Origin of the sequence: Psychrobacter sp. KH172YL61, from assembly GCF_007182895.1 — a bacterium.
Lineage (GTDB): Bacteria > Pseudomonadota > Gammaproteobacteria > Pseudomonadales > Moraxellaceae > Psychrobacter > Psychrobacter pacificensis.
Genome location: NZ_AP019516.1, coordinates 838,766 through 862,360 on the forward strand (window position 1 = coordinate 838,766; position 23,595 = coordinate 862,360).

The 23,595-nt window shown below is 44.9% G+C and carries 23 protein-coding genes, 1 tRNA gene and 7 pseudogenes; 16 read left to right on the forward strand and 15 right to left on the reverse strand.

Annotated features, from left to right (window positions below):
• Positions 1-449: 449 nt before the first annotated feature.
• The 3 genes from PKHYL_RS04400 to PKHYL_RS04410 all read right to left on the reverse strand — a co-directional run bounded on the left by PKHYL_RS04400 (position 450) and on the right by PKHYL_RS04410 (position 2,131).
• Positions 450-1,145: a hypothetical protein gene (locus PKHYL_RS04400; RefSeq protein WP_240366085.1), complete on the reverse strand. Its 696-nt coding sequence runs from the start codon at positions 1,143-1,145 to the stop codon at positions 450-452.
• Between the two features lie 388 nt (positions 1,146-1,533).
• Entirely contained in the window at positions 1,534-1,866 is a 333-nt protein-coding gene (locus PKHYL_RS04405; protein WP_212564286.1) for a CopG family transcriptional regulator, read from the reverse strand.
• A gap of 189 nt (positions 1,867-2,055) precedes the next feature.
• Positions 2,056-2,131, reverse strand: a tRNA-Asn gene (locus PKHYL_RS04410).
• Between the two features lie 492 nt (positions 2,132-2,623).
• Between PKHYL_RS04410 and PKHYL_RS04415 the strand changes: the two are divergent.
• The 15 genes and pseudogenes from PKHYL_RS04415 to PKHYL_RS04480 all read left to right on the forward strand — a co-directional run bounded on the left by PKHYL_RS04415 (position 2,624) and on the right by PKHYL_RS04480 (position 15,176).
• Positions 2,624-2,969 (forward strand): annotated as a pseudogene (locus PKHYL_RS04415) (DMT family transporter).
• Position 2,970: 1 nt separating this feature from the next.
• Positions 2,971-3,564: a TetR/AcrR family transcriptional regulator gene (locus tag PKHYL_RS04420; RefSeq protein WP_058023770.1), complete on the forward strand. Its 594-nt coding sequence runs from the start codon at positions 2,971-2,973 to the stop codon at positions 3,562-3,564.
• Positions 3,565-3,670: 106 nt separating this feature from the next.
• Positions 3,671-5,172, forward strand: a pseudogene (gene betB / locus PKHYL_RS04425) (betaine-aldehyde dehydrogenase).
• 104 nt (positions 5,173-5,276) lie between these two features.
• Positions 5,277-6,976 (forward strand): annotated as a pseudogene (betA, locus tag PKHYL_RS04430) (choline dehydrogenase).
• Between the two features lie 277 nt (positions 6,977-7,253).
• A pseudogene (gene betT, locus PKHYL_RS04435) lies at positions 7,254-9,300 on the forward strand (choline BCCT transporter BetT).
• A gap of 241 nt (positions 9,301-9,541) precedes the next feature.
• Positions 9,542-10,030, forward strand: a complete 489-nt coding sequence (locus PKHYL_RS04440; RefSeq protein WP_058023766.1) for a M48 family metallopeptidase — start codon at positions 9,542-9,544, stop codon at positions 10,028-10,030.
• Between the two features lie 387 nt (positions 10,031-10,417).
• Positions 10,418-10,876, forward strand: a complete 459-nt coding sequence (locus PKHYL_RS04445; protein ID WP_240366087.1) for a DMT family transporter — start codon at positions 10,418-10,420, stop codon at positions 10,874-10,876.
• 116 nt (positions 10,877-10,992) lie between these two features.
• Positions 10,993-11,358 (forward strand): hypothetical protein, encoded by a 366-nt coding sequence (locus PKHYL_RS04450; protein ID WP_240366088.1) that lies wholly within the window; start codon positions 10,993-10,995, stop codon positions 11,356-11,358.
• Between the two features lie 216 nt (positions 11,359-11,574).
• On the forward strand, positions 11,575-11,997 hold the full coding sequence (locus PKHYL_RS04455) for a hypothetical protein (protein WP_240366089.1): 423 nt from the start codon (positions 11,575-11,577) through the stop codon (positions 11,995-11,997).
• A 14-nt stretch (positions 11,998-12,011) separates the two neighbouring features.
• The gene (locus tag PKHYL_RS04460) at positions 12,012-13,208 is read left to right on the forward strand and encodes a TrkH family potassium uptake protein (RefSeq protein ID WP_240366090.1); all 1,197 of its coding nucleotides are present in this window, start codon (positions 12,012-12,014) and stop codon (positions 13,206-13,208) included.
• Between the two features lie 4 nt (positions 13,209-13,212).
• Positions 13,213-13,335 carry a hypothetical protein gene (locus PKHYL_RS17160; protein ID WP_269778248.1) on the forward strand — a complete coding sequence of 41 codons (123 nt, stop codon included), beginning with the start codon at positions 13,213-13,215 and terminating at the stop codon, positions 13,333-13,335.
• A 78-nt stretch (positions 13,336-13,413) separates the two neighbouring features.
• Positions 13,414-13,755, forward strand: coding sequence for a potassium channel family protein (locus PKHYL_RS04465; protein ID WP_240366091.1), 342 nt, complete (start codon positions 13,414-13,416; stop codon positions 13,753-13,755).
• 96 nt (positions 13,756-13,851) lie between these two features.
• Positions 13,852-14,115: a TrkA C-terminal domain-containing protein gene (locus PKHYL_RS04470; RefSeq protein WP_240366092.1), complete on the forward strand. Its 264-nt coding sequence runs from the start codon at positions 13,852-13,854 to the stop codon at positions 14,113-14,115.
• A gap of 43 nt (positions 14,116-14,158) precedes the next feature.
• Positions 14,159-14,700, forward strand: a pseudogene (locus PKHYL_RS04475) (DUF3124 domain-containing protein).
• Between the two features lie 62 nt (positions 14,701-14,762).
• Complete coding sequence (locus PKHYL_RS04480; RefSeq protein ID WP_058023760.1) at positions 14,763-15,176, forward strand: PaaI family thioesterase; 414 nt, start codon at positions 14,763-14,765, stop codon at positions 15,174-15,176.
• 46 nt (positions 15,177-15,222) lie between these two features.
• On the opposite strand, the pseudogene PKHYL_RS04485 reads toward PKHYL_RS04480, so the two are convergent.
• From PKHYL_RS04485 to PKHYL_RS04535, 12 genes and pseudogenes are all read right to left on the reverse strand, one after another.
• Positions 15,223-15,527 (reverse strand): annotated as a pseudogene (locus tag PKHYL_RS04485) (c-type cytochrome); the annotation flags it as partial.
• Positions 15,528-15,585: 58 nt separating this feature from the next.
• Positions 15,586-15,933 (reverse strand): c-type cytochrome, encoded by a 348-nt coding sequence (locus PKHYL_RS04490; RefSeq protein ID WP_240366093.1) that lies wholly within the window; start codon positions 15,931-15,933, stop codon positions 15,586-15,588.
• Complete coding sequence (locus tag PKHYL_RS04495) at positions 15,881-16,087, reverse strand: hypothetical protein (protein ID WP_240366094.1); 207 nt, start codon at positions 16,085-16,087, stop codon at positions 15,881-15,883. The genes PKHYL_RS04490 and PKHYL_RS04495 overlap by 53 nt, the downstream gene beginning before the upstream one ends.
• Positions 16,088-16,191: 104 nt before the next feature.
• Positions 16,192-16,734: a phosphatase PAP2 family protein gene (locus PKHYL_RS04500; protein WP_240366095.1), complete on the reverse strand. Its 543-nt coding sequence runs from the start codon at positions 16,732-16,734 to the stop codon at positions 16,192-16,194.
• A gap of 7 nt (positions 16,735-16,741) precedes the next feature.
• Positions 16,742-16,987, reverse strand: coding sequence for a phosphatase PAP2 family protein (locus PKHYL_RS04505; protein ID WP_240366096.1), 246 nt, complete (start codon positions 16,985-16,987; stop codon positions 16,742-16,744).
• Positions 16,988-17,079: 92 nt separating this feature from the next.
• Positions 17,080-17,548 (reverse strand): annotated as a pseudogene (locus PKHYL_RS04510) (diacylglycerol kinase).
• A 239-nt stretch (positions 17,549-17,787) separates the two neighbouring features.
• A complete protein-coding gene (locus tag PKHYL_RS04515) occupies positions 17,788-18,774 on the reverse strand; it encodes a sensor histidine kinase (protein ID WP_240366097.1) in 987 nt (328 codons plus the stop codon).
• Positions 18,771-18,995 carry a hypothetical protein gene (locus PKHYL_RS04520; protein WP_240366098.1) on the reverse strand — a complete coding sequence of 75 codons (225 nt, stop codon included), beginning with the start codon at positions 18,993-18,995 and terminating at the stop codon, positions 18,771-18,773. Before PKHYL_RS04520 ends, PKHYL_RS04515 begins: the two co-directional genes overlap by 4 nt.
• A gap of 215 nt (positions 18,996-19,210) precedes the next feature.
• On the reverse strand, positions 19,211-19,912 hold the full coding sequence (locus PKHYL_RS04525) for a response regulator transcription factor (protein ID WP_240366099.1): 702 nt from the start codon (positions 19,910-19,912) through the stop codon (positions 19,211-19,213).
• Between the two features lie 94 nt (positions 19,913-20,006).
• Entirely contained in the window at positions 20,007-20,996 is a 990-nt protein-coding gene (locus PKHYL_RS18535; RefSeq protein WP_442966114.1) for a phosphoethanolamine transferase, read from the reverse strand.
• Positions 20,926-21,672 (reverse strand): phosphoethanolamine transferase domain-containing protein, encoded by a 747-nt coding sequence (locus tag PKHYL_RS18540; protein WP_442966115.1) that lies wholly within the window; start codon positions 21,670-21,672, stop codon positions 20,926-20,928. The genes PKHYL_RS18535 and PKHYL_RS18540 overlap by 71 nt, the downstream gene beginning before the upstream one ends.
• Before the next feature lie 160 nt (positions 21,673-21,832).
• Positions 21,833-22,522, reverse strand: coding sequence for a Crp/Fnr family transcriptional regulator (locus PKHYL_RS04535; protein WP_212564292.1), 690 nt, complete (start codon positions 22,520-22,522; stop codon positions 21,833-21,835).
• An 85-nt stretch (positions 22,523-22,607) separates the two neighbouring features.
• On the opposite strand from PKHYL_RS04535, the gene PKHYL_RS04540 reads away from it, so the two are divergent.
• A complete protein-coding gene (locus PKHYL_RS04540) occupies positions 22,608-23,399 on the forward strand; it encodes a class II aldolase/adducin family protein (protein ID WP_240366100.1) in 792 nt (263 codons plus the stop codon).
• Positions 23,400-23,595 lie beyond the last annotated feature (196 nt).

The following is a 23,595-nucleotide window of genomic DNA, read 5'->3' on the forward strand; positions in this document are numbered from 1 at the left end:
CATCTACCAGTGTTACCTTGACTGATGCGACGGGTAAAACGGTGAGTATAAACTGCAATACTGCCAATGCCGCTGAACTGTTAGACCTCGCCATAGCCTTCTTAAATAGATAATCACTCAAAGCAATAACGCAATATAGTGTAGATACACAATAATCCTAATAGGTAAGTCTATACTATATTGTCGTAGTGCCCATTTAGTGCAGAATAACTTACAATTATCATCGTAACTTAATTCGCACCACCTATTTAGTGCAGAATAACTTATAAACGCTCTCAATTCAGATCATCAGATAAAACCTAACCAGCTGCGACTGAATGCCCCATAACTAATAGCTTCTATCCCACTTCAACCCAACTCATCCCATCTAGTCCCACTACTTATCTAGTGCAATATAAAGTACTAACTCACAATAAACCTCATAAAAGATCAAATGATGCGCAGTCCCACTATTTAGCTAATGAATTGCCAAACTCAATGCTTTGATCATCTGCCAATATAAGTGTGCCTTCTTTAATCTCGATCGTCATATCCTTCGTGTTTTTAATGGCACGCATGACATTGATGTCTTCAATACTACTCTCGATAATGATCTTGCCAGATTGTTCTGGCTCGATGGCTGGATCAAATTGTATGAGAGGAACATTGAAGTCTTTGCCTTGTTTCAGGTTGGCGTCTTTCATCGTTAGTGTGCCTTTAAAACTTTGTATTGCAACGTCTCCATGGTTGGATAGCATAAACTGCATTTTGACTTGGTTTAAGCTATCGCTATCACTGGTCTTAATCGGTAGGAGAGCGACAGGATACGTCTGTGCCGTCGCATTTGCTGTTTGACCTGTCACAATAGGACTTTTCTTGCCTGTTGGATTATTAGGATGCAGCCGCTCGTACTCACGCTGTTGTATGAGGGCCTGCTTGATAGTGGTACGCGGCATGGCGCCCGATTCATACGCATCGCTAAGCTTCATGCGTAGCATATATCGACTAAGTAGCTGCTGATCGTCGGCAGGTAATTGCTCAAAAGTCTGTCCCAGTTTTTTTTGCCATTGATCAGAGTCAGTCGGTATGGTTTTTGGTCTGGATCCGTTTGCGGCGACGAGCAACCCGGTGCTATCGCTAGCATGGCGACTGCCATAGTCAGACACAACGTTTTATAAAAATGCTGCTGTAACCCCATCATCGTACCTCTCCTTATACATTTTCATCCTCATATTGAAATTGAGGATGCACCCCAATCATTGCGACTATTTTCTTAATATACCGTGTTTGGGAGCAGGTTTTGTTTAGTTATCGCTAACCACAGTCGCAAACGTACGATAAGGTCAAAGAGTAAATGCGTATCGGTATGAGGCAAAAAAGAGTTCAGAGAGCAAGGTTAATCTACAAATTGCAATCTCACTTTTATCATAGCCACAAAAAAGACCAAGCTTGCGTGAGCAGACTTGGTCTTTTTGATAAAAAATAGTGACAACGTTTTAGAGTCTCAGTCAATCTCAGCCAGATCGTTATGATTAATACGACTGATGAAGGATATTATTGATCGCTGTCTTGCAATTCAGATAAAGAGTGAGAGATATTGTTGTTATAGGTCACAACGATTGCCTCATCGATGATGCGCTGGCTCACACCGCGCTTACGTAACGTCTCAATAAATACTTCGTCATGAGCGAGCGTATAATCTTGATGGTCACGATCGAGTCCTTGACGAATATAAAGACGGATAAGCCCTTGAATGCGCTTAAAACCCAATTCTGAGGAGGTTGTTTCTAATAGGGCAATCATTTCTTCAGACAACCGAATACTGATCGGGCGCATGATTTTTTGCGGATGATCAGAGAACTTATTTTTTACACGTGCAGGTATCATAATAAACCATTATTTTTAGTGAGTAGGGGTAAAACACTCAGACAAAAACGAACCCAATCAAAACTAATCTTACCATACAACAAAAATGCCAAAAGAACACCGCTGCCATGCGAATATTATGATCAGTCAATATGAAAACGGCAACAATAAAAAAACCTTCATCAAATAGTGATGAAGGTTTTTAGTATATGGCTCTCCAACCTGGGCTCGAACCAGGGACACACGGATTAACAGTCCGTTGCTCTACCAACTGAGCTATTGGAGAATAAGCTGTCATAACTGCAAGTGTTTCAAGCTTTATAAAACAGTCATTACTTGGCTTGTTCGCGTTATGTGGGGCACATTTTAGCCAAGTCGTTAAAGGCTGTCAACCTTATTCTGAGATAAATTATAAATATTATCGCAATTATTATAAATAGGCGTTTATCCCTTATCAGATAGGACGTTTCAGCGCCTCTGCTCGTTCAATAGGGGCGTAAATAGGCCGATTTGCTCACAATGATACGTACACTTATAAAAATAAAAGACGTTACGTAGAAGAATGCGCAAAAAGCGCACGCGAGTATTTAGATCGTAAGACACAGCAGGTAATAAAAACAGTTCTATCTTGAAATAAAAGCCATTACGACATGCTTTGACACAATAAAGTTGCAGGACAGCCCTTCACATTGGTAACAGAACTCTATAAAATACCGACCATGTGGTTTCTTTGCTATGTTTTATTAGCAGTTGCTTAAATAAAGGCGGTGCGCAAAAGATGAGTTCTACGACGATTGCCTACGGTTGCCTAACCATTGCCATTATATGTGAGGGTGGTAGGGACGACATTTTTGGTGAAATCAGAGCAGTTTACCCGTTTAGGGCCGACGCTGATGATGGGGGCGCTGTATGCACTCTCATTTTATTTATTGGCACAGACACTCAAGGTGATACCGCTAGGCATTGCTTATGCGTTATGGGGCGGGTTGGGCATTGTGCTCACATCGCTTGCAGGTTTGGTGCTATTTAAGCAGACCCTTGATACGGCAGCAGTGGTTGGCATTGCCATGATCGTTGGCGGTGTCGTTGTAATGAATTTATTGTCTAATTCTGTGGTGCATTGATATGAGTGTAGAAATAGAAAATCCTTATAAGCGTAAAAAACAGCCAGAAGTGGTTCGCCGTGCTCTGCTCGATCAAGCAGCACGGATCACGCTTGAGCAAGGGCTATCTAAAGTGACGTTTCAGGCAGTCGCTGATGCGGCAGGCGTGACAAAGGGCGGTGTGATGCATCATTTTGCAACAAAAAATGCCCTTGTGCTTGAAGTGTTCGATGATGCCATGGCGAAATTTGAGGCAGAAGTCGAGGCCGCTATGGCAAAAGATCCTGTGAGTCATGGCGCTTTTACCCGTGCTTATATCGATGCCACCATCAGTCTGGGCGAAAAAGCGCAAGAAGAATACGACAACCAAGCCACCTTATATGTATTGATGCTAGGTGATAGTGAGCTACGTGAGCTGTGGGCCAAATGGGCCAACACGCAGTTAGAAAAACATGCCGCCACTGACGATACTGAAACCCTATGTATGGCTCGTCTGGTCGCTGATGGAATTTGGCTCTCCGACTTTTCAGGTATCAACATATCAGATAAAAAATCGCTACATGATCGATTGATAAAAATGACGCAACCTGACTTTGACAATCGTTCGGGTCAATAAATATCCGGATTGCTAACCATCCAACTTTAGAATTTTAACAATGACGATATGATTTGGTAAAGGGCGTTTTATTGCCGCTTTTATCAATCCCTCTCAAGGAGTATTTATGACAAATATCAACAATTTGACAGACATTATCGATTTAGAACAAGTGCAAACTGCCTATATTAATGGTCGCTACTTAGCGGTCGATGACACGCTCGCCACTTTTGAAGATATCAATCCAGCGACAGGTGAAGTGCTGGCAACCATTCAGCAAACCACCAATGAGCAGATTGATGATGCGGTCAAAGCGGCTCATAAAGGTCAAAAAATCTGGGCGGCGATGACCACCGTTGAGCGTGGTCGTATTCTCTCAAAAGCTGTTGAGATATTACGCGCGCGCAACGATGTGCTCGCATTACTTGAGACCAAAGACACCGGCAAAGCGCTGTCTGAGACTAAGTATGTCGATATCGTCACGGGTGCTGATGTGGTTGAGTACTATGCAGGACTTGCGCCCATGATTGAAGGTCGTCAGATTCCACTGCGTGACACGAGCTTTGTCTATACTCGCCGCGAGCCGCTGGGTGTGGTCGCAGGTATTGGCGCATGGAACTATCCGATTCAGATTGCGATGTGGAAAGCCGCGCCTGCATTGGCTGCTGGTAATGCGATGATCTTTAAACCATCAGAAGTCACGCCGTTGACTGCCTTAAAACTGGCAGAAATCCTGACAGAAGCGGGACTACCAGATGGTGTGTTCAATGTCGTGCAAGGCAACTACGAAGTGGGTCAAGCACTGACCAATCATCCAGATATCGCCAAGGTATCATTCACTGGTGGTGTGCCGACGGGTAAAAAGGTCATGTCGAGCGCGGCAAGCTCATCGCTAAAAGATGTGACCTTAGAGCTTGGCGGTAAGTCACCATTGATCATATTTGATGATGCTGATATTGATACCGCGGCTGATATCGCTATGATGGCGAATTTTTATAGTACCGGTCAGGTATGTACCAACGGCACGAGAGTATTTGTCCCAAAAGCGCTACAAGCCAAGTTTGAGCAAGCCATCTTAACGCGTGTTAATCGTATCAAACTGGGTGATCCAATGGACGAGAACATCAACATGGGTCCATTGGTCAGCTTCCCGCATATGGAGCGCGTACTTGGCTATATCGAGCAAGGGAAGAGAGTGGCGCGCGTCTGCTAACGGGCGGCGCACGCGTCACAACAGACGCATTGGCTAATGGTGCTTTTGTTGAGCCGACCGTATTTACAGATTGTAGCGATGATATGACCATCGTCCGTGAGGAAATCTTTGGTCCAGTCATGTCAATATTGACTTATGAGAGCGAAGAAGAAGTCATCCGCCGCGCCAATGACACCGATTATGGCTTAGCAGCTGGAGTGGTGACGACTGATTTAAAGCGTGCGCATCGCGTCATTGCTCAGATCGAAGCGGGTATTTGCTGGTTGAACACGTGGGGTGAGTCAGCGGCACAGATGCCAGTGGGTGGCTACAAGCACTCAGGCGTTGGCCGTGAAAATGGTATCGAGGCGCTTGAGCATTATACTCAGACCAAATCTATCCAAGTAGAGTTGGGTGCGTTTGAATCGGTCTTTTAACGAGTGGTATTGAGAAAGTGAGCGCAGTTTGGGCCTGATAACGCTGTGCATTTGACCTTGCTGCTACCAAGTGATTTATATTTTTCCATATTATGGAGCATGTTATGACATCAACCACCCCTGAGTACGATTATATTATTGTTGGTGCAGGGTCAGCAGGTAATGTGCTGGCCACGCGTCTGACCGAAGACGCCAATATAAAAGTATTGCTACTAGAAGCTGGTCGTCCAGACTATCGATTGGATTTTCGTACCCAAATGCCAGCGGCGCTTGCAATGCCGCTGCAAGGAACGACCTATAACTGGGGCTACAAGACAGATCCTGAGCCATATATGAACAACCGTGTCATGGACTGTGGTCGCGGTAAAGGGCTGGGCGGTTCATCGCTTATCAACGGTATGTGCTATATACGTGGCAATGCGCTCGATTTTGACGACTGGGCAAAGATAAAAGGCTTAGAAGACTGGACGTATCTCGACTGCTTGCCGTACTTTAAAAAGTCAGAAAACCGCGATGTTGGCGAAAACGACTATCATGGCGTCGGTGGTCCTGTCGAGATGACCACCTCAAAACCAGGGGTGAATCCGCTGTTTCAAGCCATGATTGAAGCTGGGGTACAAGCAGGCTATCCGCGTACCGAAGATTTGAACGGCTATCAGCAAGAAGGTTTTGGTCCGATGGATCGTTTTGTGACGCCTAATGGTCGCCGCGCATCTACGGCTCGAGGCTATCTAGATCGTGCCAAGCCGCGTGACAATATCACGATTTTGACAGGGGCACTCACCGATGTGATCTTATTTGATGGCAAGCGTGCCGTCGGGGTCAAGGTCGAGCACGAGGGTCAAACCAAAAATTCTATGCCGCTCGTGAAGTGATCGTCTCATCAGGTGCTATCGCTTCGCCGCAATTATTGCAGCGCTCAGGTATTGGCCCTGGTCAGTGGCTAAAAGACGCTGGCGTGACAGAAATACTAGATTTACCGGGTGTGGGCAATAACTTGCAGGATCATTTAGAGCTGTATATGCAGTACGAATGTAAGCTGCCAGTCTCGATTGCGCCTGCCAATAAGTGGTGGAATAAACCTGCTATTGGAGCTGAGTGGTTGTTCAATGGCACAGGCCTTGGCGCCTCCAACCAGTTTGAAGGTGGCGGTTTTATCCGTACGGATGAGACATTCACTCACCCAAATATCCAGTATCATTTCTTACCGCTTGCCGTGCGTTACGATGGCCGTAGTGCCAGTGATTCGCACAGTTTTCAAGCCCACGTCGGTTCATTGCGTTCGCCAAGTCGTGGTCGCGTCAAGCTGACCTCAAAAGACCCCAGTGCGCATCCAAGTATTTTATTTAACTATATGTCACATGAGCAAGATTGGCGGGAGTTCCGCGCGGCGATGCGTATCACTCGTGAGATTATGCATCAACCTGCGCTGGACCCTTATCGCGGTGCTGCCATCTCACCCACCGAAGACTTGGTGACCGATCAGCAGCTAGATGACTATGTGCGCGAGCATGGCGAGACGGCTTACCATCCCTCATGTACCTGTGCGATGGGCGAAGATAATGATTCGGTCGTCAATGGTCAAGGGCTGGTACATGGTATTGATGGCTTGCGAGTCGTCGATGCATCTATCATGCCAAATATCATTAGTGGTAATCTCAACGCCACCACCATCATGCTGGCCGAAAAAATCGTTGATAAAATGAAAGGCGTACAATTGCCGCGCTCTACGGCAGATTATTATGTGGCCAATGGAGCGCCGCTACGCGCTGAGCCAATGCGCGATTATCTCTCAACGGTGTAAATGACAAGTCAGCATAAAATATGCTGCTAAATAAAGAACGATATCAGATAACTCCAAAATAATGGCCTTTCAACGTAAAGGCCTTTTTTATCAGCGTCAATATATGAGCGCAATGTATGTCATATATGGGTGCTATTTATCATTTTATTCGCTTTTATTCATTGGTACTGCTTTGTGCGTCATGCGGTTAAGTATACGTTATGTGGTCAAAAGTCATAATACTATGCCGGACAAAGCAATATCGGACACTGTTTAATTTACTTATTTGAGGTCTTTTATGTACAGTTCGCCATCAAAAGAGGTGACGAAACCGTTGAGCCTAAACAAAACTGTGTTTTTAGGTTCGGCTATTATTTCTATTTTATTGATCATCTGGACCATTGCTTTTCCAGATTATAGTGAGACCTTACTTGGTGCAAGTATGGCGTGGGTATCAGACAAGTTTGGCTGGTACTATATGTTGGTGGTTGCTGCTTATAGTATTTTTGCTTTGTTCGTTGGTTTTTCTAAATATGGCGATATTAAGCTGGGTCAAGACCACGAAAAAGCGCAGTTTCCGTTTTTAGCGTGGGCGGCCATGCTGTTTTCAGCGGGTATTGGTATTGATCTGCTATTTTTTGGGGCATCAGAGCCATTGATGCATTATTTAACGCCGCATACTGGCCTAGAGCCTGCGAGCGCCGAGGCCATGCGTCAAGCGCTTGCTCAGACTTTTTTGCATTGGGGTCTGCATGGCTGGGGTATTTATGCGCTGATTGGTATGGCACTGGCTTACTTTGCTTACCGCAAAAACATGCCACTTGCGCTACGCTCACCGCTCACGCCAATATTTGGTGAACGCTTGATCAAAGGCTGGCTAGGTGATGGGATTGATACTTTCGGTGTTGTCTGTACGTTGATGGGTATTGCGACGAGCCTAGGTATTGGGGTGCTACAAGCCAATGCTGGCTTGACCCATGTCTTTGGTATTGAATCTAGCAAGATGGTTCAGGCGCTGATCATTGTCGGTGTGGTCGTCGCTGCCGCTGTCTCTGCGATGACAGGTGTTGAAAAAGGCGTACGTCGTCTGTCTGAATTCAATATGTTGTCGTCAATATTGCTATTGCTTGCCATCCTCGTGATGGGTAATACCGTCTATTTATTAAACACCTTTACGCAAAATATTGGTCAATATTTCCAAACCATTATCTATAAAACCTTTGATGTTTATGCCTATGACGGTACTGCCGGTGCCGACTGGAAATCAGGTTGGACGATATTTTTCTGGGCATGGTGGGTGGCTTGGGCACCGTTTGTTGGTCTGTTTATCGCGCGTATCAGCCGTGGCCGTACGCTACGTGAATTTGTCTTTGGCGTGATGTTCATTCCATTGGGCTTTATTTTTGCATGGTTCTCTATCTTTGGTAACACTGCGATAGATCTGGTTGCCAATGGCGCAACGGCGCTTGGTGAAACTGCCGTCAATGATGCCGCCATGGGCATGTTTGCGCTATTTGAATATTTCCCCTATAGCGAAGTGCTTTCATTTGCAGGTGTGATCATTGGTCTGGTGTTCTTTGTCACCTCTGCGGACTCAGGCGCGTTGGTACTTGCCAATCTGAGCTCAAAAGGCATGACTAATGACACGGATGCACCGGTTTGGTTGCGTTTGTTTTGGGCGGTGGCAACAGGTCTTATCACACTAGGATTATTGTTTGCGGGCGGTTTTGCCTCATTACAATCGGTCTCTGTGATTGCAGGTTTGCCGTTCTCTTTGATTCTGGTGCTCTACATGATGTCCATGTGGAAGTCACTGAAAGAAGAGGGCAATAAGCGCAAAGCCAGCACGATTGGTACTGCCAATGTGCTCGACAGCGGTAAGAGCTGGAGAGCACGTTTGCAGCGTATTGTGAGCTTCCCAGGTCACGCGCAAGTCGAAAAGTTCTTAAAAACGGTGGTGATGCCAGCGATGACTGAGGTCGAAAAAGAGTTCAAAGCAGGTGGTCTCAAAACCTCTTTAGATGCGCATAATCTTGCCAGTATCGGTGAAGATATCGATGCAGGCATGGGCCAAGACAGTGCTCAGGTCGACGGTCTAAAACTGCGCGTCGGTCATGGTGATGAAGATGACTTTGTTTATGAAGTTAACTTGATCAAAGCTGAACGTCCAAACTTTACCTTAAACACCTCAACCAAGCATGCTGAGTTTTACTACCGTGCTGAGGGTGTTTTTAAGCGATGGCTCGCAGGAGTACGACTTGGTGGGCTACACCAAAGAGCAAGTGCTGGTCGATATTCTGCATCAGTATGAGCGCCATTTGCAGTATCTACATTTAGAGCGTTAATGGTCTAGATTATCGTGCTATATCGCGCTATCAATCTATATGTACGATAGCCGATAAGTGACCGTCTTTATAAGAAAGTGTTATAGCAATGACCCCATAAGTTGACTACCGCTTATGGGGTTTTTTGTGGCAAATAAGGTAAATGGGAAGTAGAACAAGCCTGAGATAACATATAGCCAATATAAGGTAAAATCCATCAAACAAGCGGACAGCTTTTAACACATAGACAAAGGATATCGTTGTGAGCAGATTAAAATACATAGCGCATTACTCAGAGCAGATTCAAACGCAAGCGGCGCAAATGATAAGCGACGGTCGGATGGGTGAGTATTTGGATAAAAAATATCCCACCCAGCACCAAGTGCAAAGTGATAAGGCGCTTTATCACTATGTCAATGAGATAAAAAACCAATACATGCGCAAGATTGGCCCGCTATCAAGCGTCAGCTATAGCAGTAAGTTAAAGGTACTAAAGCATGCGCTAGGTATCCATACTACCCAGTCTCGCGTGCAAGGCAGCAAGCTTAAATCCCATAACAGTATCACGGTTGCCAGTCTATTCAAAGACGCACCGCCAGAGTTTTTACGGATGATTGTGGTACATGAGCTGGCGCATTTTAAAGAACATGATCATAACAAGGCGTTTTATCAACTGTGTTGTCATATGGAACCTGAGTATCATCAGCTCGAATTAGATATGCGTTTATGGTTGCACTGGCAAGAGCAATGATTGGACAGCAATATAAAGTCAAAACATCTCTTTGCCACCGTCTGAAAACGCTCAACGTTATCGCTAACCGTGCTAAGCTTGCCTCTACTAAAAATTTAACTGCCAAATCATAAATTGAGACACAATTTTTTTGTTATCTCACGAAAAATAGAGAAAAAAATGATCAATACTAGGGCGTGTTGAATATTCGACCATGGCACTGACAGCGACTATTTTTTAGGCGATTCGATGTTAAAAATAATAAGTTTAGTCACTCTAAGCGCCAACATCTACAAAATGCCAAAGTTGCAGCCAACAAAATCGAAGACAAAGAATTTAAGGTTGAGATAGATGAGCTGCTTGCGAAACTGGTGACTGAATGATCGACCTTGTCCAATAGGATAATGGATGAATGACTTACTCAATAAAAATACTCACAAAAACACGTGGATAGTGCCTGTTGCTTGCCTATTAGCAGGGGGTGCGCTTACTGGTATCTCGACCAACTTGGCAAAATATGCTGTCAATATCGGTCTAACACCACTCGCGTTTTTGTTTTGGTCGATCACTGGCGCGGCCATTATTTTACTAATCGTTGCTCTTATCAAACAAGAGATACCGCCTATTAGTGCCCGTAGTATCGAGTATTATTTTGTTGCCGCCTTTGTTAGCGTGGCGGCTGCCAATTTACTGCTCTTTTCGGCCATTCCTCATGTTGGGGCAGGGTTTGTTGCCCTCATTATTTCCCTTACCCCCACTGCTAACGTATCTTGGCGCACTGCTGCTACGTATGGAGCGTTTTTATCTCATTCGTGCGCTTGGCGTAGTGGCGGCGCTTCTTGGCGCAGGGGTGTTGGCTATTCATAAGCTTTCTGCACCAGAATCTAGTGTCTTCTGGATTTTAATCGCGCTGTGCGGGCCAGTGCTACTCGCCATTGGTAATATCTATCGGACATTACGCTGGCCTGACAATGCTTCATCTAGTGCGATTGCACCCGGCATGCCTAGTTGCGGCGGCGCTGTTGTTAGGTTTGTTTAGTGCGTTCTCTGATTTTTCTGTCGCGATATCTTTGGATGCTTGGCTGCTGCTAGGATTGATAGTCGTACAAGCGTGGGTGTTTGCTGGTCAGTTTTTCTTATTATTTCTTTTGCAAAAAACAGGTGGGCCTGTATTGCTCAGTTTGCTAGGGGCGGTTGGGGCTGTCGTTGGTGTACCGATTGCGATATTTTTGCAGGGAGAGCGTCCACCTGAGGGGTTGTTTTTGGGGGCATCTTTGATAGCTATCGGCGTGGTGCTGGTGACATGGGGCGGCGTAAAAATGGCGATAATAATAACAAAAGAAGAATGAGAGACAGCTTAGCAAGTGGGGGCTTAGCAAGTGGGAAAAGGAGTCAGTACGTCAGTCAGTATTGTATGATCTTGCAAGTATTTGATATCTCATCTGAATGACTCTTAGGATCTATATTGATTCAATAATTGGTTACGATTCTCTCAAATCAGTTTTTTGTGAATAGGGCAAAAAGGAGTATAAGTATCGTGGTTATTGTTGTCATGGGTTCAAGCTATGAATGCAGCCGCACGTTATCGATTATTGAATAATGTTACGATTCTGATTAGTGTCATCGCGGTAGCTATTGTCTTATTGGATAGTGGCTTTACGTTGCCCATTTGGCTGCAACAAGTGTTTCATATTTTTTACTTGGTCGTTATTTTGCTCAGCTTTGTGGTGACGGTTGGCCGTTATCTCTACACAAACAAACCGCGAACGCTCAATAAAGTTGCTATTTTTGATGCTTTTACCAGTATCGCGATTGTCATTTTACTTACCGCGCATTTCACTGATTTGGTGCGTTCTGGCTTGGACGCCGCCGTTGATGGTTTTGTCGCGATAAAAATCGCCGTGTTTGTCACCTTTATCCGTGAACTCTCTGATCATAATTTCAATCTCAATCGCACCTTTTGCATCCTGCACAGTTTTTTATTTTAAGTTTCTTAGCCGTTGTGCTGGTTGGTGCTTTGCTCCTAATGATGCCCAATGCGACAACGCAGCCGCTGTCCTTTATTGATGCGCTCTTTACCGCGACTAGTGCCGTTTGTGTGACTGGGCTTATTGTCGTGGATACGGCAACCTATTTTACGACGTTTGGCCAAGTCATTATTATGGGACTGATACAAATCGGCGGCCTAGGTATTTTGACGTTCGTGACCTATTTTAGTTACTTCTTTAAGGGCGGCGTCAGCTACGAGACGCAAGCGAGTATTAGCGAGATGTCTTATATGCGCGGCATGGGTGATGTGGTGTCGACACTTAAGTCTATTTTATATGTGACATTCGCCGTTGAGGCGGTGGCGGCGGCACTCATTTATATCAGCATTTATGATATGCCTGATATGAACTGGTCTGAGCAATTGTTTTTTCGGTCTTTCATGCGATATCCGCTTTTTTGTAATGCTGGGTTTTCTACCTTTAGTGCTGGCATGTATGACGATTCGCTACGTTTTAATTATCCATTGCAGCTTATCATTGCGATGACCTTTATCTTTGGCGGTATGGGCTTCACCATTGTGGTCAATGTGCTGCGGTATTTGCGTCATCGCGCTGAGCGACTGATATATCGCAATGACCGGCACCATATTTATCAGCCTTGGTTGCTGAATATCAACAGCCGTATTACCTTGATTACGACTGGGGCGTTATTGTTGACTGGTCTGGTTGGGGTGATGGTATTTGAATACAACAATGTACTCGCTGACCATACCGGTTTCTTTGACAAGCTTATCACAGGGTTTTTTACGGCTGCCACGCCGCGAACCGCAGGGTTCAATGTCATTGATATGGGTGAGCTGACTTTTCCAACGGTCATGCTAACGATATTTTTGATGTGGATTGGGGCGTCGCCCAACTCAACGGGTGGTGGTATCAAGACCAGTACCTTTGCGATTGCGCTATTAAATACACTGAGTCTAGCCCGTGGGCAAACAAAGATAGAAGTCTTCAAGCGTCAGATTGCGGAGATTTCAGTCCGCCGCGCGTTCTCTATTATGTGGTTGTCATTATTGGTCATCGGTACGGGTGTGACGCTGATTAGTTATGATCAGCCAGAGCTTGATTTGATCAAAGTGGTATTTGAATGTTTCTCAGCTTATAGCACGGTGGGGCTAAGTTTAAACCTGACAGCAGACTTATCGGATTTTTAGTAAAGTGGTGGTGTCGGTCATCATGTTTGTTGGACGGGTCAGTATGCTGACGATATTTATTGCGCTACTCAAAAACATGCGCCAACGCAATTATCGCTATCCGACTGAGGAAATCACGATTAACTAACTTGTGATAAATAGACGGTTTTATGTGCAAAAACAGGGAAACTTAGAGTAAAAGATACTAAAAAAGGTCATTAAGGTTATGAAATATATCATCGTAGGGTTGGGGAATTTTGGTGCGTCACTGGGAGCAGCATTGACCCGCCAAGGTCACGAAGTGATTGCCATTGACAGCAGCATGCAACGAGTAGAAGCCTATAAGGAGGTCATCTCTCATACGCTCTGTATGGATGCCACGGATGAGTATACCGTGAGCGGATTGCCGATTGTCGATACCGACACCGTCATTGTCGCTATTGGAGAGGATCAAGGCGCCAACGTGATGGCAACGGCGCTGTTCAAGACGTTAAAAGCAAAACGTTTGATCAGCCGTAGCATCAATCCGCTGCATAAAAAAAGTTTTGCAGGCCATTGGTGTCGATGACATTATTTATCCTGAAAAGAAGCAGCCAATCGCTGGGCCAAACGACTGTCACTAAGCCATTTTGTTGATTCGTTTGAGTTAAGCGATAACTTTAGTATGGTTGAGATTAAAATTCCAAATGTGTTGATCGGCAAGACGGTTGAGGAGTTGCGGTTGGAGCAAAAATTCAATATCCGATTGCTTAGTACCTTGCGCTATGAGTATTATGAAGACAGCTTTGGTCGTACCCAGACCAAACCTAGCGTGCAAGGTCTGGCCACGCCTGATCAAATATTGCAAGACCGTGATGTATTGGTCATTTATGGCGCAAACAAACACATCAACCAGTTCTTACGTAGTGTGGGTGTGAAAATCAAATAACGGCTTGCAATCGCAGTGACATGAAAAGGGACAGGGGAAGTTTATGAATAAGCGTAGTATATCCGTTCTATTGGTCGCTGTTATCGTGTTGCTGTCAGGCTGTGATCCGTCTGCGCAAGATCCAAACGTCACCTTGTCCGAGCACCAACAAGATCCGATTGAAGCGTTAGAGGTGACCTCCGATGTAGATCGCAGTCAGTTCAGCTATAAAGAAACCTTTTATGTACCGATTTACTCTGACATCTATACCGATAAAGACAATCGCAAAGTACTACTGTCAGCAACGCTGAGTGTGCGCAATACCACGCTGAAAAAATCACTGTATATTAATAAAATTGATTATTATGATACGGATGGGGCATTGGTAAAGTCGTACCTAAGCAAACCCATCGAGCTATCAGCGATGGCCACGCTCAACTACATCGTCGAAAAGAAGAAGATAAAGGCGGGTCGGGTGCTAACTTCATTATCGAGGTCGAAGGTGTCGATGAAACTGTCAGACCAGTTATCGAAGCGGTCATGATTGGGAATTTTAGTAATAAAGGATTTGCCTTTAGTACAGAAGGTACGCCAGTAATACATTAAAGGAATGTATTCAGTGAAGTAATAAATAACAAGGAAAGTTTAATTTAATTCAAGGAAGCGTTATGTCTGCAACCAAAGAAGAAATCAGCGCCTTTATGGCGTTAGAGTTTCCACAAACCAAATGTATCGTCGAAGCAGTCAGTGAAAATGGTGCGACTTTATCACACGAGATTGGCATCGATGAGCTACGCCCTGGTGGCACAGTGTCAGGACCTGTCATGATGGCCGTCGCTGACGTCGCCATCTATGTTGCGATACTCGGGAAAATCGGTATCGTGCCATTGACAGTGACGACGAGTCTGACTATCAATTTTTTGCGTAAACCATCAGCAGATGCACGTATTATCGCTGAATGCACCTTACTCAAAGTAGGGCGAGCCTTGATAGTGGGCGAGGTATCTCTGTATTCAGAAGGCTCAGACGATGTCGTGGCTCATGTCGTCGGCACCTATTCTGTACCGCCCAAGCGTATCTAAAACGCTATGTAAGCGCTTGGGTACGTTATAAGATAGCGAGCGTCTTCTACTCGCTCGGGTCTGACCCTGGTGGAAAGTCATGGCGTAGCTGCGCCACATTAGCAGTCGTGACCGTGTCAGTGAAATTGTTCAAATCACTATGCACGTATTGGGTGACAGCGCCTATTTGCGCATCATTCATCATGCTATGGAACGATGGCATCCCGCGCAGGCCATTGATTATTACGCTAATAATATAGTACTTCAATTGCATTTTACTGTTGTTGGCCAGCGGCGGATAGTAGCCAGCGCCGTATGCACCGTCACCTTTTGCATATAGCAACCTGCACAAGAGTCGTCATAGAGTTTTTTGAGTCCTGCGCGGTTTTCAGTAGAGGGCACGTTGATGACATTCCACGCCAGCATTAAGCTACGGATATTCAACGGGAAAGGCAAATGAGTAGTTTTTTTCAGGGGGTTTGTCTACGATAGGGACGGTCTGAAAATAAGCAAATAATGCACTGACATCGTCATCTGTCAGGCCATGATAGGACGGGTAAGGCATCGCAGGATAGATCTGATGATTTGGCGCACGACCTTTGCGCAAGGCTTTTTTAAAATCGGCCTCAGTATAGTTGCCAATACCATAGCGCGTCGATGGTGTGATATTGGTCGAGTAGATATTGCCAATCGGCGTATCAATCGGCATGCCGCCACTATAGTCTTCACGGTGGCAGGCCATACAGTCGGCGGTACGCGCCGCGGTTGGCAAGCGCACTATTGACTGGGCTGACATTTGGTAGGGTTATTCTGTTAGGCAAAGTGTCCATTGGCAAACTGACCGTCTCTGCCATCGCAGCGGTAGAGAGTACGCTAAGTCCAAATATCAATGTCAATGTCAATGCTGGCATAACGGCACAAAGTGGTTTCATAACGTCCTTATAGTGCTGATAAATCATCCTTAATCCCTCATCCTAATATGCCTGCAGTTCGCCAGTCGTGTCTAGCAAAATAACGCAACGTGATAACTATCATTCTAAGTGCTTGAGGTTTCAGTACCAAGCAAGCTAGTGGCTGTGTCGGCATATTTTTTACTGGCGCTTTTGGCTTTTGCCTTTATCGAATCTTTAAAGAATAGCGTCGCAAGCGCACACGCTATCGTCAGTGATAGCAGCATCGAGACCAAAGTATGACTAAAAAAATGATCGCCAAATAGCATCTTATACAGCCCCATGCTCCAGCCTAAGAGCGTAACTATTTTTAGTATTTGATAACGGTGCTTTTTTGAGTGTTGGCAAAAAGCCAATCCATATAAGGAGAATCCTGCGCTGGCGTGAGCCGCTGGGAAGCATCTGGCAGGCGTTGCGGCAACCATGTTTTGCCACAGATTTAGATAAGGCAACTCACCGCCAAAAATTGCCAAGTCATTCGGGCAGCTCACATGGGTGACGCCTTTTAATGTGGTAATGGTAGCCGGTACAATCGCTAATACCAGCAGTAGATAGCCGATCTCCCGAATTGGTAAAGGAAACAGAAATTTATCGAATTTACAGCGATGCTGTGAGGCAAGATCCGGCAAAGGCTGTCTATATTTTATAATTAACACTGCTATGAGGGTAGACCGCCAGTAGGATCAGTAGGGCTTTGGGCAAATCATAAAAGATAAACGCATAAGGCTGCGCACCTTTTTCTAGTAGCCAGTGTCCATGGCTATAAAAAAGCTCACTGATGCGTATGTCTAACTGACTATGTTCAAACACCAACGTAGCGAGGATGGTCAAACACAGTAATTTTAGCCAGTCCCAAGCCATTGAGTGGTTTTCTAAAGTCATGGATACCTCTGGCAATGTATAGTAAGTAAGAACGTATAATAAATAGGATAGCTTCTAGCTTGATTATTGATCAGTGCCTGTGATAGATGTCTTTATAAAAAGACAGACAACGCCATGAGCCATAAAATTGTTAATAGACATAACGACACGAACTGCGCCGCCGAGCCAACATCTTTGCGATTTTTGCGAGTGGATGCTTGGCGGTTGATGTGTGGTCGACGCAAGCTTCGATACCCGTGTTAATCAGCTCAACAATTAAAGATAAAAAGACGCGAGCACTAGCATCATTTTTATACCAAGCGTAAAAGGCATCATAATGACAGCGGCAAGCAGGACAACATTGAGCCACACGACTTGTCGAAAAGCCGCCTCAAATTTGTATGCTGCCTTAAATCCGTCCATTGAATAGCCAGCAGCTTTTATAATTCGGTAAAAGCCCGTTTTGCCTTTTGCGCTTTCTGCAAAGCTATCAGGCGTGAGCGCACTGTGATGTGCTGCCTGCTTGATAGAGCAATGCTCGGCTGACTCGTCTTCAAGATTAATAGGAGTAATTTTATTCATATAGAATTCTTAATGATCTATTAATATCAAGATGCGCTTTCGGTTTTGCGTGACCAAAAAAACAGTCAAGCAAAGTCGATATATCCTAAGTATAAGACGAGCGAGATTAAGAAAACGTTAAGAGCGTAAGCAGGAATGAGAATAAAGAATGATTCGGACAAATGGCACAAATGGCATTGCCCGCCAGTTCAGTGGGCAATGGTTAAATAGAAATTGTGGTGATAGTAAGCAAAGTACGGTTATTTATAATAAATAATAAAAGTGCTGCCGCCAGACGGATTGGCTTGATGAGTCAGCTGCCAGCCCATATGAGACATGATGCGTTGTACGATACTCAGTCCCAAACCTGAGCCTTCAACCTTGTGATTGATATCATTTTCTGGTGACAAGGCTATGCCTGTACCCTCGTCTTGATAGTCATGAGTTAGGCGCTCAAAGCGCTCATACAGCAGCGGCATCATCGCCTCAGGAATACCAAGACCAGTATCAGTTACCATGATTTTTTCGTCATCGATAGTGATGGTGACTTCGCCATCATCGGTATACTGAAACGCATTTTTTATCAAATTGCCCAGTGCCATTTTTAATAGCTCAGGACGCACATAGGCGCTATATTCTTGCTCAGCGACTATTTCACACGTGACCGTTTTATAGCGCAGCAAATAGGTCAATCGCTGCACCTCGGCTAAGGCAATGCTATTGATAGAAGTTTGCGGTGCATCTAGCTTTTCAGGGGCGCGCGAAAGTAAGAGCAGGGCGGTGATAATCTCAGAGGTCTCACGGGCGGTAGTGCCAATCCGATTGGTAAACTCGTTTAGATGACTGTCTGCTGGTAATTGCGAAGCTAGCACTTCGAAGGCACCCATGATGATGGTTAAGGGCGTGCGCAGCTCATGGCTGACATCACCAGTAAACAGTTGCTCGCGCTTTAGATACTGCTCAAGTTTATGGTTTTTTTCATCGATAGCTCGCGCCAATACGCCCACCTCAGAGGGCAAGTGCGTGAGTTCCGTTAGGTTGCTATGATCCGTTTCGACGGCTTTTTTTAAATCGAGTAAAGGCTTGATGATTTGTTTAGAGGATAAATGAGAGAATATGGCGGCAATAAGCAAACTCAAAATGACCGCCACTCTTAGTGTGTCTGCAAAGATATCTTCTAAGTTTTCGAAGATTTCTAGTACAGGGTAGTGGCTCATCACCATCTCAACCCCTTCCAAGTACGTCAAAATGTAAGTCTGATTGCCTTGTTGATAGGCGAAAAATGAAGGTTACCGTGGGTTTTGCCAGACTCACCGTCTATAGTGACAGACTTCTCTTGCACCGTTGCCGTTGCTGTTGTTTGCAGGTTGGTAGGGGCACTATCGTAGCGATAGATCTTGATGCCTGGGTCGGCAGTATAAATAGAGCGATCGCCGTACTTTTCTTGGCTGATATCAAGCTGCTGCAACAGCCGACCCTTAACCAACTCCTGTTCTATTCTGCTCTCCGCGTATAGAAAAATACTGACAAAAGCCCCGCATAATAACAGCGCGAATATAAAGTAGGATAATCGAAACTTATTGGCTATCGAGTCTATATTGAACATAATATGGAGATGCTTAATCAAAGGAGGTAATTGATATAGTGAGCGATGATAGACAGTATGAGGTGCTACTCTCTCAGTTATACTACCGCGTGTTCTGATTTATTGGGATCGATAATTTGGTAACCCACACCAGGCACTGTTACTATCATGGTTTTGTCAAAAGGCTTGTCGACCTGCGCCCGCACGCTATGAATATGAGTGCGTAGCGCATCACTGCTGGGTATATCCAGACCCCAAACCTTTTCTTCAAGTTCTGTCTTGCTGACGACTCGCGGTGCGGCACTCATCAGGATATGTAATATCTTAAATCCAGTTGGGGTGAGCTTAATCGACTTTCCTTCGCGCATAATAGTATGTTCACTATTATTTAGCGATAGCGCGCCCACAGCGATACTGTGTACAAAATGATCGTCCTCATGACGACGTATAAGTGCTTTGATACGGCACTCTAGCTCAATCAATGAAAATGGCTTGACCAAATAATCATCAGCACCGCTATCAAAGCCTGCCACTTTATCCAAAATCGTATCGCGCGCAGTGAGCATCAGCACAGGCGTTTTGTCATGCAGTTCTTCTCTGAGTTTCTTACACAGCTTGGTGCCATCCATACCTGGTAGCATGACATCGAGCAATATGACGTCATAATGATTGCTTGCGGCGAGCGTTAGCCCACTATAGCCATTATGTGCGTTGTCCAGCTCAAAGCCTTTTGGCTCAAAAAACGCATAAATATTGGCCACGATATCGGGGTTGTCTTCAATAACGAGTATCTTATACATGGTGTTGACCTAAAAATAGTGGCTACCTAAAAGATGGAGCAATATAAAAACAGATTTAGTTATTCACTTTAAAAAGGTTGGCGCGCCTTTGACTTCATCGGTTGTGATGCCAAAAAAAGCTAAGCAACGTCGGCGTAATAAAATCGTGTGATACGGGCTGACTGCTCATAATAGAGAGACTGTCCGCATCGATGTGATTACTGTCTGGTGACCAAATGACTGCAGGTACGTGTTTTTGGGTATCTGGTGCAAACTTATAGGGCAGACCATGCAAGTAAATATTGTTTTCTCCCAGACTCTCGCCATGATCGCTCATATACACCATGACTACATCATAATCTTGTTCGTAAGTCTTTAGGGTATCGATCACGTTATCCAAAAAGTAGTCGGTGTACAGAATCGCATTGTCATAGCCATTGATCACAGACTGGGTATCACATTTTGACAGCTCATTGGTCATACAGACAGGTTTGTACGTTTCAAATTCTTTAGGGTAGCGCTGGTAATAAGCGGGGCCATGATTACCCATTTGGTGTAACAAAATAAGCGTGTCTTTAGGCGTCTCTTTCGGTGAGCTGCCTGACTTAACCAGTTTATCAAAACCATCAAGCATACCAATATCTCGGCATTCAACATCGCAGTTCGGATTGGTATCAGCCGTTTTGAAGTCCTCAAAAGTGACACGATCAGCTACGCCTTTAGAGCTAGAGTTGTTGTCTCGCCAAACGACATTGACCCCTTGCTTGCTGAGCGTATCGAGTACGTTTTCATTGTACTTGGCGGTATCGATATCATATTTTTCTCGATTTGCATAACTGAACATGCAGGGCACTGAGTAGGCAGTCGAAGTGCCACAAGAGACGGCATCTTTAAAACTATAAAGGTTGGACTGTTTTGCGAGTAGTGGCGTGGTATTGCGTGTATAGCCATTTAAACCAAAGTGATCAGCGCGAGCCGTTTCACCAACGACGAACACCATGAGCTTGGGTTTTGCAGTGCTGCTGTTTGTAGTGCTACTGGTAGGAGCGACGCGCTTTGCATCTGTCGCATGTAGGGGTGAAAGTATCAGGACGGCGCAGCTCATTGACATAGTTTTCGACAAGTTTGATCGTAGAGTAAATAGGCGTGATTGGGTTGGCATAAGAGCGCACCTCTTTATGCTGACGAAAGAAGCTGGCGTACTGGTCACCAAAGGGTAAAAGACACGCCGCGATAACTGCGATAGACAATATCAAGGTAGCTGTCTTTTGTAGAATACTGCGTTGCCAAGTAAAGCGCTTTAGACGAATTTTGCTAATGATAACTGCTGGCAACACGCTCAGTAGCAGCACCCGAATGACCATACTAGGGGCAAACAATCCCATCGCCTCTGCTTGATCGGTCTCCAGACTATTGATCAGCATGTTGGTGTCAAATATCGTCCCGTAAGCATCGGTAAAATAACCGCAGATGGCAGCAGTGATCAGTAGCGCAATCAATACTGGTTTGGCAATCGGACGATAGCAAAGCAGTTGTAATACCAGCCACATCAGTCCAAACAACAAGCCAGTAATAGACAGTATAAAGCCGACGTTTTTGCTAAATGGATAGACATCTAGCACCTGCTCAAAAAAGCCAATATTGGCAGTCACCACCAAATATAAGGCAACAATGATAATAAGATAATTGAGATTTACCTCATGATCGTAGAGCTTACTCAGATAGCTGTTTTTTTTATTGGTTTTAGGCGCATCGATTTTGGCGGTTTGAGATATGGACATATAAATACTTCTCAACAGAATGGTAGGAAACGTCATTCCTTACCATAACAAGTGTGCTGTTAAGAAGATGTTAAGGTGGCAGCTTTGATGCTGATGCTAGTTTGCGAGGTGTTGAGTGGTTTATATAAAATTTTACGGACAGATTTTATAGATATTCAAATTATTCAGGATTCATGATTGCTTTTAACTCAGACTGATTCTTTATAGTAATAAAACCATAGTGCATATCTATGAATTCCTGTTTTTGCCAAGACTGAATGATTTTATTGATGGTTTGTCGGGTGGTACCGAGCATAAAGCCAAGCTCTTCTTGTAATAAGCGCAAATCTATCTTTATATCGCCATCCATCTGCTTGCCATAATTACCAATCAGCCCTACAAGCATACTCGCCAGTCTTGCCGATGTACTCAACGAGGTAGCGTCATCAATCCAGTCAAAGGCTCTACGAATACGCGCACAAGTGATGAGCGCGAGGTGCTTGTATAAAATTGGATACTGTTGCGCCGTTTGAATTACCACCTTTCTGGGGATAGAAATCAACGTAACCTTATTAATCGTCCATGCATCGTGGGTGCGAGGATTATCATCTATGATAGAGATCTCACCAAACCACTCGCCACTAGATAGGTGAGCGAGGGTCATGGCATTGCCGCTAGTGCTCACATTGCAGACTCTAATCGTACCCGATACGACAAAGTGCAGCGCCGCATCATCATTGTCACCAATAGCATGAATCATTTGGCTTTTTTGGTATACCTTTAGCACAGCGTTATACGCTAGTAGCGCTTGCACGTCGGTTGGCAAGTCAGCAAACCAAGGGTCGTTATTTAAATGATGATTGATATTCATAAGTGTCATGTTTTTGACAGATTTGGGTTTGAAGAATGGTGTAGAGTAATTATTCGGACTATTCACAACTGTAAAGGACTATACAATGCAAACAGCGATAAAAACGACCACACAAACTGATTCAACATCGAGTGTACACCATAATATGAGCGAACAAGAGTGGCAGATGCGAGTAAATCTTGCTGCTTGTTATCGCTTGATTGCGTCCTATGGCTGGGATGATCTGGTATTTACCCATATCTCAGCCCGCGTACCAGGGACAGAAGATGAGTTTTTAATCAATCCTTATGGCATGCTATTTGAAGAGATCACCGCTTCCAGCCTAGTCAAAGTCAACAAAGCGGGCGAAAAGGTCTCGCCATCAGCGTTCAATGTCAATCCAGCCGGGTTTATTATTCATAGTGCCGTACACGAAGCCCGTGATGATGCGCACTGCGTGATTCATCTGCATACTAGCGATGGCGTAGCGGTCTCGGCGCAAGAGCAAGGCCTACCACCCATCTCGCAGCAGTCATTATTTCCGTTATCTAACTTGGCATATCACGATTACGAGGGCGTTGCACTTAACCCAGAAGAAAAAGTCCGCTTGGTCGCTGATTTAGGCAAGGCTAACTTTATGATCTTGCGCAATCACGGTCTGCTCACTTGTGCCGACACCGTCGCTGATGCGTTTTTGAATATGTATATTTTACAAAACGCCTGCGAGATTCAAATCAAGGCGCAAAGCGGTGGCAGCGCATTGACGCCGATACCAGCACAAATATTGGCTGGTATTCAAGCGGCATCGAAGCAGGTGACCAGAGGAGCGAATGGTGATATCGCATGGCCTGCCTTATTAAGAAAGCTACGCCGTACTGACCCATCGTTTGAGGAGTGATTACATATGGGCAGCGTTAGGTGAGTATTACCATCAAGAGCGTGGTCAGTATGAGTATATAAAAGACGCTCAGGTAAGGTTTATTATCTAGTGTTTGCAATCTATACGCCATCAACAACCGTCGCACCAAAAAAAAGCAGCACATCGTTTGATGCGCTGCTTTTTGTTTCCTGTTTTTACCTCCCTATAAGCATTC